Origin of the sequence: Streptomyces sp. 351MFTsu5.1, assembly GCF_000383655.1 — a bacterium.
In the GTDB taxonomy this organism is placed as follows: domain Bacteria; phylum Actinomycetota; class Actinomycetes; order Streptomycetales; family Streptomycetaceae; genus Streptomyces; species Streptomyces griseorubiginosus.
This window is the reverse complement of the sequence record NZ_KB911782.1, coordinates 304,196-317,324: the sequence shown is the minus strand read 5'-3', so window position 1 is coordinate 317,324 and position 13,129 is coordinate 304,196. Positions and strand designations below refer to the sequence as shown.

Sequence of the window (13,129 nt, the reverse complement as noted above, 5' to 3'; positions counted from 1 at the left end):
CCGCTCGCTCAGCAGGCGATGTCCGGCTCCGCCCTCTCCTGCCATGCCTCCTCCACCACGACTCCGTGCTCCCGCAGGGCGAGGCGCAGGCTGCGCAGCGCGTAGTACACGCGGGACTTGACGGTGCCGCGCGGAATCCCCAGGTCGTCCGCGGCCTGCTGGGTGGTGCGGTCCGCGAAGAACGTCGCCCGGAGCACCTCGCGGTGCGCGGGCGTGAGCGTCTCCAGGGCCTTGTGCAGCACGATGGACGACAGCATCCGTTCTATGTCGTCCACCTCGGAGTGCATGTCGCCCAGCCAGGTGGTGTCGCTGATCTCCAACGGGCGGGCCATCCGGGTCCGGTGCGCGTCGATGACGAGGTTGCGGGCGACCCGGAACATCCAGGGGCGGACGGCCATGCCCTCGGCGTCGGCCAGGTTCCCGTTGCTCCAGCAGCGCAGCAGCGTCTCCTGGAGGATGTCCTCCGCACGGTGGGTGTCCCAGTCCAGCATGCGCAGCACGTACGAGTACAGGGCCGGGCCGTGTTCCAGGTAGAGGTCGCGCAGTGCCCGTTCCTCGGACGAGACGGCGCTGGCCGAACCGATGGCCGTCACGTTCATGGAAGTGCTCCTGTTCCTCGGGTCGACCGCCCCGGCCGGCTGCGGGCCAGGGCGGTGCTCTTGGGGAACGGAGTGTTCCGAGGGGCGGTCCACGTCTGTTTGACGCCCGGTGTACGAGGCGATTGACGCGCCGGTCAGGGGGCGGGCGCCGGACTGCGCGTGGTCGCCCGCGAAGGGTCAGACGTACGCCCCCTCCAGTGTGTCCACGTGGGTGCGGACCTGTTCGGCGATCTCGGTGTGGCCGGGCGGCAGGGCGCCCTCACGGCTCAACATGTCCCACATGTGCAGCAGTTCGCGGCCGTGGGTGACGGCGGCCCGGGAGTCGTCGAGCCGCTGCCAGGCCGCGGCCGCCCGTGCCACGTCCATCGGGGCCCGCACGTCGCGGTCCCGGCACCGGATCCGGGCCACGGCCAGTGCCAGCACGACGGCCTCGCGGTGGTCGCCGCGCAGGTGGGCGAGGTAGGCCTCCAGGGCCCGCGCCTCCAGCGCGTGCGGATGCTCGGCGCCCACCGAACCGGTCAGGCGCTCGCGCAGCGCGGTCGCCCTGACGAACGCCTCGTCGAGCCGGCCGGCGACCCCCAACTCGTTGATACGGCCGATTTGTTCGGACAGCGCGGCGGGGGGCGCGTCGATACCGGGGACGGGTTCCCGCACGGTCGGACCGGGGGCGGGTCCGCGCACGGTCGTACCGGTGACGGCGGTGGCGCGGGCGCGGGCGATCGCGCCGGCGATGGCGGACGTGGAGACGGAGGCGGAGCCGGAGTCCAGGGGGACGGGCGCCGCGGTCACGGTGGGCGAGGACGCGGCGTCGGCGGACGGCTCGAAGGCCGGCCCGGGTTCCGGCTCGGAGGCCGACCGTGGTTCGGGTTCCGGTGTTTCCCCGGATCCGGACGCGAGGACGTGGCTGGAGCCGTCCGGCAGCACCCGCAGGACGAAGTGGGCCGTGCCGGGGCCGTCACCGACCGTGGCGTCCACGGCCGTGCCCGACTCCTCGGCGTACCGGTGCAACGCGTCGAGCACGGCCTCGTGCACGGACTGACCGGGGGCGGGGACGAGCGGGTCGCCGTTGATCTCGGCGAGGCCTTCGTCGGTGACGTACACCTTGAAGTGGTCCAGGTCCATGGCTGTCTTCCTCATGCGGTGGGTCCGGTCGGGTGGGGGAGCGTCAGTTCGTGGCGGTCGGTGTCGAGGTGGGGGTGACCCCGGGGGTGGCGCCCGACGGCGGGGCCGCGATGCCCTGGTACTTGGCGAACTGGGCGCGGACGGCGAGGACGTAGCTCAGGGCGTCGTTCGACTGCGGGACGCCCTTGGCCGCCTTCACGGCGTCCATTCCCACGGCATGGCCGGCCAGGGCGAGGTCCAGGACGCTGTTGGTGGTGTTGCCGTCCTTGTCGGTGGTCTTCACGACCGTGCCGTTGTCGAGCAGGGCCTGTCCCTGGCTCGCCAGATCGCACATGGAGCGGGCCAGGGCCATGATCGAGTCCTTGTTGTCCGTCGCCTGTGTCTTGCCGTTGTCGTCGTCGTCCTTGCCGTACTTGCTGAAGGTGTCCGGCGTCAGCTGTGCGATGCCCGTCTCGCCGTGCGGGCCGACCAGCGCCGAGTTGAAGCCGGACGCCTTCTCCAACTGGGAGGCGATGACGATCGGGCCGATCGCGTCGCACTGCTCGCCGGCCTTCTTGATGGGGTCCACCAGGTCCGAGGGGACGGTGGCGGTGTCCAGCTCGCCCTTCCCGTCGCCCCGGAGGACGGCCACCATCTGGTTCGCGGTGTCGGTGTCGCCGCTGTAGTCGTCGGCGCTGCCGCCACCTCCTCCGAAGAGCAGGATCAGCGCGATGAGCGGGGCGAGCAGGACCCCCAGCCCGCCGAAGATGATGATCAGGGGAACGGCGCCCGCCACGGCGAGCGGGATCATCACGCAGCCGCCCACGCCGGCGCTCGCCACGCCGTACACGACGGCGTTCGAGCCTGCGCCGTTCTCGCTCTCTCCGGCACCCATCCGTGTCCTCCGCCTTCTTCGACTCGTCTTGAACCGCTGTGGCCACATGGCCCGTTGTGCTGTCCGACGGACCCGCCAGACCGAAACGGGGCCCGTGGCAAAAAGGTTCAGAACAGCGGAAACCGGATGAGTCAGAGCAGCGGAAGCACGAGCCAGGAGGGGGGCGGGAAGAACATCGTGGGCACTCCTTCGGCACCACAAGCGATCCCGCAGTCATGGGTACGGGGCCCAAAGCCCACACAGTCCACGCAGCCGGCACAGCCGGAGACGGACGGCGGCACCACCGCCCCCGTGCGGCAGGAGGCACCGGCACCGCGGACGCGGAACGCCGTACCGTCCGCCCCGCGCCAGATCGCCCCGGCCGTCTCCCGGCCCCCGGCGCCCGCCGCACGGCAGACCACCACCAGGGCACCCGCGGTACGGCAGGTCACCTCGTCCTCGTCCAACTCACCGGCACGCAAGGCCTCTTCGGGCCTCCCGGCGGAACAGGGCCGGGGTCGGTCGAAACGAGCCGGGAGGGCGGCGGGCGGCCGGTCGCGCGAGGAGGTCGGGTGGGTCAAGGCCCACGGCGGCTCCGGCGCGAGCTCGCTGGTCGAGGCCCTCGGCGGCGTGGACGTGGGCGAGCGCTGGCCCGAGCCCGCGCGGGGCGAGCCGTACCGGATCGTCCTGGTCGGCCGGACCAGCGCGAGCGGTCTGCGGTCCGTGTCCCGGGCGCTCGGCGCGCTCAAGGACGGCAACGCCCCGCAGGGGCTCGAACTGCTGGCCGTGGTGCTGGTCGCCGACGCCCCCGGGCGGCTGCCGATCGCTCTGCTGCGCCGCATCCGGGTGCTGCGCTCCGTCGCCCACGTGCACCGTGTGCCGTGGATCCCGGCGTGGCGCACGGACAGCACGATGAAGTACGTCCCCAGGCAACTCGTCACGCTCTCCCGGCTGGTGGGCAGCGACGTCTACGGCGAGGGAGCCAGGTCGTGAGGCAACTCCCAGCAGCCGCGCGGTACCTGGCCGACGGGTACGACCCGGGCGACGACGGCCACCTGATCATCAACACCCTCTGCTGGTGCGCCTCGGCCTGCGGCGTCGCCGGACTGATCATCGTCGGCATGCAGATGGCGCTCCAGCTGCGCCGGGGCGACCCGGGCGAGGGCGGTGAGCACTTCCGCGGGGTCTTCTTCGTCGTCCTGGGCTGCGTGATCGCCACCACGGCCGGTCCGCTCGTCACGTTCCTCGGCGACCTGACCCTTCTGGGTCCCTGAGACCAACAGGCCTTCCAGTACAGCCAGTTCACCGCCCGGCCCGCCATTCGGGCCGGGCGCCGACTCCTCGGAGAATCCTCATGTCCGCACTGCTCCACGAAGCCTCCCAGTACCTCGCCGCCGCCGTCCCCGCACCGTCGGGCGGCGCCAACGTCCCGCAGCCGACCAGCAACGCCCCCGGCCCGCTGACCACCAAGGTCAACCTCGTCCTCGGCATCCTGGCCTGGGCCGGCACCGCGGCCGGTGTCTGCGGCGTGCTGGTCACCGGCGCGATGATGGCCATCTCCGTCAAGCGGGGTGAGAGCTCGGAGCACATGAGCCGCCTCGGCATGGTGCTCGGCGGCTGTGTCCTGGTGGCCACGGCCGGCCCGATCGTCCAGTTCGTCTTCAACTAGAGAGCGCGGGACAGTGGGCATCTTCAAGCGCGGAGGACAGCGGTCCGAGGAGTCCGGGCCGTACTGGAAGCAGCGCAGTTGGCAGGCATCGGCGGGGTTCCTCGCGCTGGTCGTGGTCCTGGGCGTGATCACCACGGTGACGTCGGGCTCGGGCTCCGGCGGCCAAGCCCAGGCGCCGGTGTCCAAAGGCCCGCTGTCCGGCACCGCCACCCGGAAGGACGGCCGTCCCGGCGGCTGCCGTACCGACGACAGCGCGGGCGACGCGATCCCCCCGTCCGTGCCGAAGGACATCAGCTGGCACCCGGTCAGCATCGGGCGGGTGCCGGTCTCGGCCTCGGCGGGGCCGACCAGAATCGAGGGCGCCGTGTGGTGGTGCTTCGCGCACACACCCATGGGCGCCGCGCTGGCCGCCACCGGCATCCCCACCCAGATGAGCGGAACGCGCTGGCGCACCGTCACCGACCAGCAGGTGGTCGCCGGGCAGGGACGCGACCTGTTCGTGTTCCAGCGCACCGCCGTGCCGGACACGGACGCCTCGAACAGCGCCCCGGCCACGTCGTCCTACGCCGGGTTCAGGGTGACCTCGTACACCAGTGAGGCGGCGACCGTGAGACTGCTGATCAGGAACGAGCAGGGCTACGCCGCGACCAGCGTCTCGGTGCGCTGGAGCGGCGGCGACTGGAAGGTCCAGCCCGACGGAAGCGGAGGCCTCTACTCGCAGCTGGCCACCGAGCAGAGTGCCGTCGGCTACACACTCTGGGGGGCCTGACGTGGCGGCGTGCAGCAACGGGAATCCGCTCGCGGACGCGGTCACCGGATTCTTCAGCTTTCTCGGCGACCCGGTCGGGACGGTCATCGGCCTGATCGCGAAGTCGATCCTCGCCGCCGCGATCGCGGTGTTCGCGGGGCTGGCCGACAGCGTCCCGACTCTGGACGACACGACCACCTCGAACGACCTCAGTGACAAGACGTCGTGGATCGTGGTCTATCTGGCCGTCGGTTCGCTGCTGTTCGCGGCCGGCAAGATGGCGCTCGAGCGCAGGGGCACCGCCGGTGTCACCGCGCTGAAGGGCATCCTGCGCGTCGTCCTCGTCGCGGGCGCGGCCACCACCGTCTGCCTGGCGGCGGCGAGGATCGCGGACAGCTACTCCACCTACCTGTTCAACGACTCCGTGCAGAACGCGCTGGACAACATCGGCGCCTGCGGGGACAACAGCGACATCCAGTCCTTCCTGCTGCTGATCCTGGCCTTCCTGCTGCTGCTCGCCGGCATCCTGCACACGATCCTGATGTACATCCGGCTCGGCGTCATGATGATCATGCTCGGCACCCTGCCGCTGGCCGCCGCGGCGTCGATGACGGACTGGGGCGCCGGCTGGTGGCGGAAGCACATCGGCTGGATGATCTCCTGGCTGCTCTACAAGCCCGCGGTCGCGCTCGTACTGAACGCCGGCATGACGATGATCAGCCAGGGCAAGACCGGTGCGAACCCCAACGTGAACACCCGTATCGCCGGCATCGGCGTGATGCTGCTCTCCGCCATCGCACTTCCCGCGCTGCTGAAGCTCGTCGTACCCGCCACCGCCGCCATGGGCACCGGCGACCCGATGGCCGCCATGGGCCAGGCGGGCAGCCAGCTGGCGACCGGTGCCGTGCAGGTGGGTGCCATGAGCGGCGGGTCCGGCGGGGCCGGCGGAGAGAGCGGGCAGAAGGGCCCGAGCGGAGCGAGCGGCACCGGTGGGGCGTCCGGTGGCTCCGGTGCGGACGGGGCGTCCGGCGGAAGCGGTGCGGGCGGCGCGTCCGGCCCGGGCGGTCCGAGCGGCGCGAGCAAGGGCGGCGGCGGTGCGGGCAAGGCCGCGGGCGGTGCGGGCAAGGAGGCCGGAGCGGCGCTGGGCGGCCCCGCCGGTATCGCGGTCCTCGCTGCCGTGGCCGCGGCCCAGACCGCGGGTGCGACCGTCTCCGGTGCCGTCGAGGGCGGCGACGGAGACCTCGGCAACAACAAGTGAGTCCGGGGGAGTCCACGCCGTCCGGGCCGTACGCCCGTACCGCGGCCCGGTGTTGTCGCCTCCCCTGACCGACGGCCGCCGGACGCCCTCCCCCCAGGGCGCCCGGCGGTCTCCCCTCGGCCCTCGACCCATGCCGTACCCCCATCACTTCACGAAAGGAAACCGGTCACATGTCCACGGAAGCCGTCTCCCATCCGACCTACGGGAACTGGCGCAGGCCGAGGCGGGCGGGGCTCGGACCGCTCGGACTCGTCGGCACCTTCGTGATCTTCGGCGGCCTCGTCGCCACCCTGCTGGCCTCCCTGATCTCGCTGTACGCGGCGATCATCGTGTTCGTCCCGGTCGTCCTGTTCCTCATCCCGCTCGCCATCCGCACCCAGGACGGCCGCAACGTCTACCAGCTCTTCGCCCTGCGCGTCGGCTGGTGGCGCCGCAAGGCCGCGGGAGCGCACCTCTACGTCTCCGGCCCGCTGTCCGCGCGGCCCGGCGGCCGGTTCCGCCCGCCGGGACTGCTCAACAAGGTCACCGCGAGCGAGGGCCGTGACGCCTACGACCGCCCCTTCGGGATCCTGCACCACCCGCAGCGCGACCTGTACACGATCGTCCTGGGCTGCGACCCCGACGGCGGTTCGCTGATCGATCCGGACCAGGTCGACGTCTGGGTCGCGCTGTGGGGCGAGTGGCTGGCCCGGCTCTCCCACGAACCAGGCCTCAAGGGCGCCACCGTGATCGTGGAGACCGCCCCCGACCCCGGCACCCGGCTCGCCCACGAGGTGCTGCCCCGCATCCACCCCGACGCGCCGGCCGCGGCCCGCGCCGTGATGGAGGAGGTCGTCGACCGCTACCCGAGCGCCTCCTCCGAGATGCACACCTACGTCACCCTCACCTACGGCAACCCGGCGGGCCAGAAGCGCAGGAAGGAGGACGTGATGACCGAACTGGCCATCCGCATCCCCGGCCTGCTCAGCGGGCTCGTCGCGGCCGGCGGCGGGGCCGCCTACCCGCTGTCGGCCGAGCGGATCGCCGAGGTCGTCCGGGTCGCCTATGACCCCGCCGTCGCCGCCGACGTCCTCAACGCCCGTGCCCTGGAAGGCGGAACGGGCCTGGAGTGGGACGACGCCGGTCCCGCCGCCGCCGTGGAGACGGTGAACGCCTACCAGCACGACTCGGGTGTCTCCCGCACCTGGATGCTGACCCTGGCACCCCGCGGCACCGTCCGCTCCTCGGTACTGCGGGGCATGCTGGAGGCCGCCCCCGGCACCCGGCGCAAGCGGGTCGCCCTGGTCTACCGGGCCATCGACCCCGCCACCTCGGCCCGTATCGTCGAGTCCGACCGGCGCAGCGCCCAGTTCATGGCCACGTCCGGCAAGGGCATGGTCCAGGCGCGCGCGGCCTCCGAGGTGCGGGCGGCCGAACAGACCGCCGCCGAGGAGGCGTCCGGCGCCGGACTCGTGGAGTTCTCCCTGATGCTGACGGTCACCGTCGACACCATGGAGGAACTCGCCGACGCCAGCGTCACCGTACGCAACCTGACCGCGGCGTCCCGGGTGCTGATGCGCCCCGCCGACCGGATGCAGGCCGCCGCGTTCAGCTGCACCCTGCCCGCCGGAATCCTTCCCTGGGAACAGACCCTCGTCCCGCACGAACTCCAGGAGGCGCTGTGAGCCGCCGAAGCGAAGAGAAGCTCGCTGAGCGCGCGGACCGGCTGGCCGAGGAGGAGGCGCTCCGGGACCTGGCCGCGGGCGGCTCGGGCCTGGTCGGCCTGGACGGATTCGGCGCCCTGGCCGCCGGGAGCAAACCGGCGAAGAAGTCCGCGAAGGCGCAGGCCGCCCGGTCCGACGCCCAGCGCGGCGGCAAGCAGAAGGGGCCCGCCAAGCCCCGGGAGCTGTACGTCCCGGCCCGCGGCTGGCAAGGGGCCGGCGGGGGCCGCGTCGGCTACATGGACCCGCCCACCATGTGGCGCGCCACCACGGTCCAGGCCTGCGGCATGTGGCCGTTCGCCGCAGGTTCGGGCTCTCCCATGACCGGGGTGCCGCTCGGACAGCACCTGTCCACCGGCGCCACGGTCTGCGGCGACCCGCTGAACTGGTTCACCCGGGCCCGCTACATCTCCAACCCCTCCCTGTTCATGCTCGGCATGCCGGGCCTGGGCAAGTCGACCCTCATCAACCGGATGCTGATCGGGCTCGCCGCGACCGGTGTCGTCCCGCTGGTCCTCGGTGACCTCAAGCCCGACTACGCCGACACCGTCCGCGCGCTCGGCGGCCAGGTCATCTCCATCGGGCGCGGCCGGGGCGGCATCAACGTCCTGGACCCGGGCGCCATGGGGGAGGCCGCCGCGAAGATCGGCGGCGAGGCCGGCGAGGTGCTCAAGGCGGAGGCCCACGGCCGCGTGCTGAACATGGTCGCCGCCCTCATCACCATCGTGCGCGGCCGGACCATGGACGACCACGAGCAGTCCGTGCTCTCCGCCGTCCTGCACCACCTGCGCGAACGCACCCCGCCCGGCCGCACGGTGCTGCTGCCCGACGTGCTGCGGGTCCTCACCGAGGGGCCCGACCGGGTCCGCGCGGTCACCCTCGACCGCGGCGACGACGCCCGCTACCGGGACGCCGTGGACCCGCTGCACCGCTCCCTGCTCGGCATCCTCGACGGCCCGCTCGGCGACACCTTCGCCTCCGAGACGTCCACCCGGATCGACGCGAACGCACCCGCCGTGTGCATCGACATCTCCGGCATCGGGGAGGCCGACACCCAGCTGACCGCCGCCGCGATGCTCGCCGCCTGGTCCGACGGTCTCGGCACGGTCGCCGCCTCGCACGCCCTCGCGGACGCCGGACTGGCGCCCCGGCGCTGGTTCTTCACCGTGCTCGACGAGTTGTGGCGCCCCCTGCGCGCCGCCTCCGGCATCGTCGACCGCATCGACGCGCTCACCCGTCTCAACCGCTCGCTCGGCCTCGGCGACGCCAAGATCACCCACACCCTCAAGGACGCCGAGGCCCTCGGCACCGACGCCGACCGCGCCAAGGCGCGCGGCTTCGTCGAACGCGCCGGCATGGTCGTCTGCGCCGGGCTGCCGAAGACCGAGATGGAGGACCTCGGCAAGGTCGTCGGACTCTCCCGCCGCGAGATCGAACTCGTGTCGTCCTGGTCCTCGCCGCCCGGCTGGGGCGTGCGGGGCGAGGACGAGGAACCCCCGGGCCGGGGCCGCTTCCTCATCAAGGTCGGTGGCCGCCCCGGCATCCCGATCAAGGTCGCCATCACCGACGCCGAGCGCGAGCTGCACAACACCAACACCCGCTGGACGACCAACGAGGCGGCCATCGAGCGGGCCGCCGCCCGCGCCGCCCAGGAGGTCGCACGGCTTTCCCAGGACGGGCCGCTGCCCCTGGCCTTCCCGGGTGACCCGGGCTTCCCTGCCGTGGAGGAGTCGGCCAGGGGGTGGACGGCGTGAGCGGACCCCGCAGCACCGACCTCGGCGACCAGACGCAGTGGGCCATCGCGGCCCTGGCCGCCTTCGGCATCCTCGCGTTCACCATCGTGTGGGCCGGCGGCACCTGCGGCGCAGGCCTCTCCGGCTACGGCTGGGACGCCCCGCCGTTCGCCATGTCCACCGTCTCCACCCTGACCTCCCACGGACCGACCGCCCTGTGGCCGGGCGCCCCGGCCGGCGTGCTCTACGCGGGCATGTTCGGCATGCTGGCGCTCATAGCCGTGCCCTCGGCCCTCGCCATCAACTTCTTCATGGAGCGCGGCAGGGCACCCAAGGGCCTCGCCGGGAAGCGCGAACTCGCCGCCATGTGCCCCGCGGGCATCGAGGCCCGCGCCCGCGAACTGCGCCCCACCCTCAAGGGCCGCCAGGAACTCCACCCCGACGAGACCGGCAACCTCCTCGGCGACCTCGACCCCAAGGGGCCCGAACTGCGCAGCAGTTACGAGGACGTGGAACTCGACCTGATGGCGCCCCGTGCCGGCAAGTCCACCGGCATCGCCGTGCCCCGGGTGCTGCGCGCCCAGGGCGCGGTCCTGCTGACCTCCAACAAGTCCGACGTGTACGCCGTCACCCGCGCCCAGCGCGAAAAAGCGGGCAGGGTATGGACGTTCGACCCGCAGGGCATCGCCCACGCCCCGCGCGCCATGTGGTGGAACATCCTCGGCGAGTGCCACACCATCGAGGGCGCCCGCCGGATGGCCGGTCACTTCGTGGCATCCGTCAACGACGACACCGCCAAGAAGGACTTCTGGATCTCGGCCGCCCAGAACACCCTGACCGCGCTCTTCCTGGCCGCCGCCCGCGGCCGGGCCCCGCTGACCGAGCTGCTGGCCTGGCTCGCCGACCCCGCCGACCGCACTCCGGTCGACCTGCTCCGCGAGGTCGGACTGGTAGCGATGGCCGAGCAGTTGCAGGGCACGGTGCGCGGCGCGGTGGAGACCCGGGACGGCATCTACGAGACCGCCCGCCAGACCGCGTCCTGCCTCCTCGACCCCGAGATCCTCGCCTGGGTCACCCCCGATCCCGAGCTCCCGGAGTTCCGCCCGAGCGAGCACGTCCTGGGCACCGACACCCTCTACCTGCTCTCCAAGGACGGCGGTGGTTCCGCGGCCGGCGTCATCGCGGGTCTCGCCGACGCGACGATGCGGGCGGGGGTCGTGGCCGCCGAGCGGATGGGCGGCCGGCTCGACCCGCCGCTGACCGCGGTCCTCGACGAGGCGGCCAACGTGTGCCGCATCTCCGATCTCCCCGACCTGTACTCCCACTTCGGCTCGCGCGGCATCAACGTCGTGACGCTGCTGCAGAGTTACCGCCAGGGCGCCCGCGTGTGGGGCGACGTCGGCATGGACGCGCTGTGGAGCGCGGCGACCGTCAAACTCCTCGGCGCCGGATTGGACGACGCCGACTTCGTGCAGAAGATCTCCACCCTGGTCGGCCAGCACGACGTGAAGACCCCGAGCGTCTCCCGCAGCAAGGACGGCACGTCACGCTCCTACTCCTACCGCCAGGAGTCCGTCCTGCCGCCCGACCGGATCCGCGCCCTGCCCAAGGGCACCGCCCTCCTCCTCGCCACCGGCGTCAAGCCCGCCCTCATCCGGCTGCGCCCCTGGTACAAGGAGCCCGGTGCCGCGGAGATCTCGGCGGCCGCGAAGGCCGAGACGGCGGCCATCACGGAACGCGCAGCGGCTCGTCCGCTGCCGGGTCCGGGCCCGACCCTGCAGAAGGGGAACGTCGTGGAGATGGAGAGCTACCGGGACGCCGCCCGAGCGTGACGGTCCGCAGCACCAGCTCGGCCGGCGCGTACCGCACCCGTCCCATGAGCCACGCGCCCAGGGCGAGTTGGACGCCGTACAGCACCGGACACCAGGCGAGGACGACTGCGGTGCCGACCCGGTCGTAGAGACCGAAGCCGTAACCGGTGAAGACGAGCGCGAGGACCAGTGACTGGGAGAGGTACTGCGTGAGGGCCATGCGCCCGGAGGCGGCCAGCACTCGCGCCGCCGCCGGGCGCACGGCGCTCAGCAGCAGAAGCAGGCCGCACGCGTACGACGCCGTGAGCGCGGGCGCGGTCAGCAGCGACACCGCGTGTCCGACCAGGAACCAGCGGCTGTCCAGCGGCCCGTTCGCGCAGCACGCGGTGACCACACCGCCGGCCAGACCGACCGGCAGCCACCTGACGACGACAGCCCTGAGCCACTTCCGGTCCCGGCCGCGCCGCTCCACCAGGCCCACCTTGGCCGCCGCGAGGCCGGCCAGGAACGCGGCCAGGATGTCGGGGGCGTACAGCACGTTCGCGCCGACGCCCGTCGGCAGCTCGTGCAGACGGGCCCCGACCACCGACAGGAAGCCGCCGCGATAGGCGGCCACACTGTGCGCGGCCTCGGGGGCGAACTGCGCCGGGGTGACCGGCTGCGTGAAGGCGACGGTCAGCATCCCGTACCCGAGCAGCAGCAGGGCCAGGCCCACCACCAGACAGACCGCGACCCGCAGCGCCGCCCTCGGACTCAGCCCGCGCAAGCCGTACAGGACCAGCCCCAGGGCGGCGTACGTCATCAGGATGTCGCCGCTGTAGAGCAGCACCGCGTGCACGAGCCCGAGGCCGAACAGGCCTGCCGTACGCCGGAGATGGCGTCCGGCGGACCCGCCGCCCGACTGCCCGGCGGCACGTTCCTGGAGGACGAAGCTGTAGCCGAAGAGGAACGAGAACAGCTGGTAGAGGGTGGTGGTCGCGGTCACCGCCCAGGCGGCGCCCCGGTCGACGCCGGAGGCATCAGGACCACCGCCGAACGCGGTGTAAGGACCTGCCATCAGCTGGGCGTTGACGAGCAGGATGCCGAACAGGGCGAATCCGCGCAGCACATCGACGTCCTGGACCCGCCGGGGACCGGCGGTCTCGCGCCCGTTCACCGGGTCAGCCGGGTGCCGCACGCGAACACCACGGTCGACGTCAGGAACCACCCGAACGCCGGCGACAGCAGATACCGGGGGGTCCAGAGCCGAGCCGCCGTGGGCCGGTTGCGCGGGTAGCACACGGGCACCGTTTCGCCGACCTCGGGCAGTCCGCGCAGCGGGCCGTACGCGCCCGCGTCGACGACGACGGGCCGCCCCAGGTGGTCGGTGAACAGCACGAGCCCGCTCCGCCGCGGGTCGCCCGCGACACGCGGGATCACCGTGCCCGTCACCAGCACTCCCCGCACCCACAGCCGCGCCACGGCCGACAACTGCCGTACGGCGAGAAGGAGAAACCCGACACCCACCCCCGTGCACAGGGTGAGCAGCAGCAACTTGGCGTCCATACGGTCCCCTTCACCGGCCGTCCTACGTCTTCGCGCACAACGTCTGCCGCGCGCCACGGGTTCATGCCGGGACCCTGTCGCTGAACCGCCT

General features: G+C 72.5%; 13 protein-coding genes. 8 read left to right on the top strand and 5 right to left on the bottom strand.

What is annotated here, in order from left to right; genetic code table 11:
• Nucleotides 1-8 precede the first annotated feature (8 nt).
• From H295_RS0120360 to H295_RS0120350, 3 genes are all read right to left on the bottom strand, one after another.
• On the bottom strand, nt 9-599 hold the full coding sequence (locus H295_RS0120360; RefSeq protein ID WP_020137190.1) for a sigma-70 family RNA polymerase sigma factor: 591 nt from the start codon (nt 597-599) through the stop codon (nt 9-11).
• 177 nt (nt 600-776) lie between these two features.
• Nucleotides 777-1,736 (bottom strand): hypothetical protein, encoded by a 960-nt coding sequence (locus H295_RS44770; RefSeq protein WP_158691057.1) that lies wholly within the window; start codon nt 1,734-1,736, stop codon nt 777-779.
• Nucleotides 1,737-1,764: 28 nt separating this feature from the next.
• Nucleotides 1,765-2,595, bottom strand: coding sequence for a lytic transglycosylase domain-containing protein (locus tag H295_RS0120350; RefSeq protein WP_020137189.1), 831 nt, complete (start codon nt 2,593-2,595; stop codon nt 1,765-1,767).
• A 291-nt stretch (nt 2,596-2,886) separates the two neighbouring features.
• Here H295_RS0120350 and H295_RS47550 point away from each other — a divergent pair, with 291 nt between their 5' ends.
• The 8 genes from H295_RS47550 to H295_RS0120310 all read left to right on the top strand — a co-directional run bounded on the left by H295_RS47550 (nt 2,887) and on the right by H295_RS0120310 (nt 11,514).
• Nucleotides 2,887-3,567, top strand: coding sequence for a hypothetical protein (locus H295_RS47550; RefSeq protein ID WP_020137188.1), 681 nt, complete (start codon nt 2,887-2,889; stop codon nt 3,565-3,567).
• On the top strand, nt 3,564-3,848 hold the full coding sequence (locus H295_RS0120340; protein WP_020137187.1) for a hypothetical protein: 285 nt from the start codon (nt 3,564-3,566) through the stop codon (nt 3,846-3,848). The genes H295_RS47550 and H295_RS0120340 overlap by 4 nt, the downstream gene beginning before the upstream one ends.
• 80 nt (nt 3,849-3,928) lie before the next feature.
• Nucleotides 3,929-4,243 (top strand): hypothetical protein, encoded by a 315-nt coding sequence (locus H295_RS0120335; RefSeq protein ID WP_020137186.1) that lies wholly within the window; start codon nt 3,929-3,931, stop codon nt 4,241-4,243.
• A 13-nt stretch (nt 4,244-4,256) separates the two neighbouring features.
• Nucleotides 4,257-5,012, top strand: coding sequence for a hypothetical protein (locus H295_RS0120330; protein ID WP_020137185.1), 756 nt, complete (start codon nt 4,257-4,259; stop codon nt 5,010-5,012).
• Between the two features lies 1 nt (nt 5,013).
• Nucleotides 5,014-6,249, top strand: a complete 1,236-nt coding sequence (locus H295_RS0120325; protein ID WP_020137184.1) for a hypothetical protein — start codon at nt 5,014-5,016, stop codon at nt 6,247-6,249.
• A 170-nt stretch (nt 6,250-6,419) separates the two neighbouring features.
• Nucleotides 6,420-7,913, top strand: a complete 1,494-nt coding sequence (locus H295_RS0120320) for an SCO6880 family protein (protein WP_020137183.1) — start codon at nt 6,420-6,422, stop codon at nt 7,911-7,913.
• Nucleotides 7,910-9,703 (top strand): ATP/GTP-binding protein, encoded by a 1,794-nt coding sequence (locus H295_RS0120315; RefSeq protein WP_020137182.1) that lies wholly within the window; start codon nt 7,910-7,912, stop codon nt 9,701-9,703. Before H295_RS0120320 ends, H295_RS0120315 begins: the two co-directional genes overlap by 4 nt.
• Entirely contained in the window at nt 9,691-11,514 is a 1,824-nt protein-coding gene (locus H295_RS0120310) for a TraM recognition domain-containing protein (RefSeq protein WP_020137181.1), read from the top strand. The genes H295_RS0120315 and H295_RS0120310 overlap by 13 nt, the downstream gene beginning before the upstream one ends.
• Here the strand turns inward: H295_RS0120310 and H295_RS43415 are convergent.
• Together H295_RS43415 and H295_RS0120300 are read right to left on the bottom strand one after the other, a co-directional pair.
• Entirely contained in the window at nt 11,411-12,670 is a 1,260-nt protein-coding gene (locus tag H295_RS43415) for a DUF418 domain-containing protein (RefSeq protein WP_020137180.1), read from the bottom strand. The two genes, H295_RS0120310 and H295_RS43415, sit on opposite strands and share 104 nt — an antisense overlap.
• On the bottom strand, nt 12,646-13,038 hold the full coding sequence (locus tag H295_RS0120300; RefSeq protein ID WP_020137179.1) for a hypothetical protein: 393 nt from the start codon (nt 13,036-13,038) through the stop codon (nt 12,646-12,648). The genes H295_RS43415 and H295_RS0120300 overlap by 25 nt, the downstream gene beginning before the upstream one ends.
• Between the last annotated feature and the right edge of the window lie 91 nt (nt 13,039-13,129).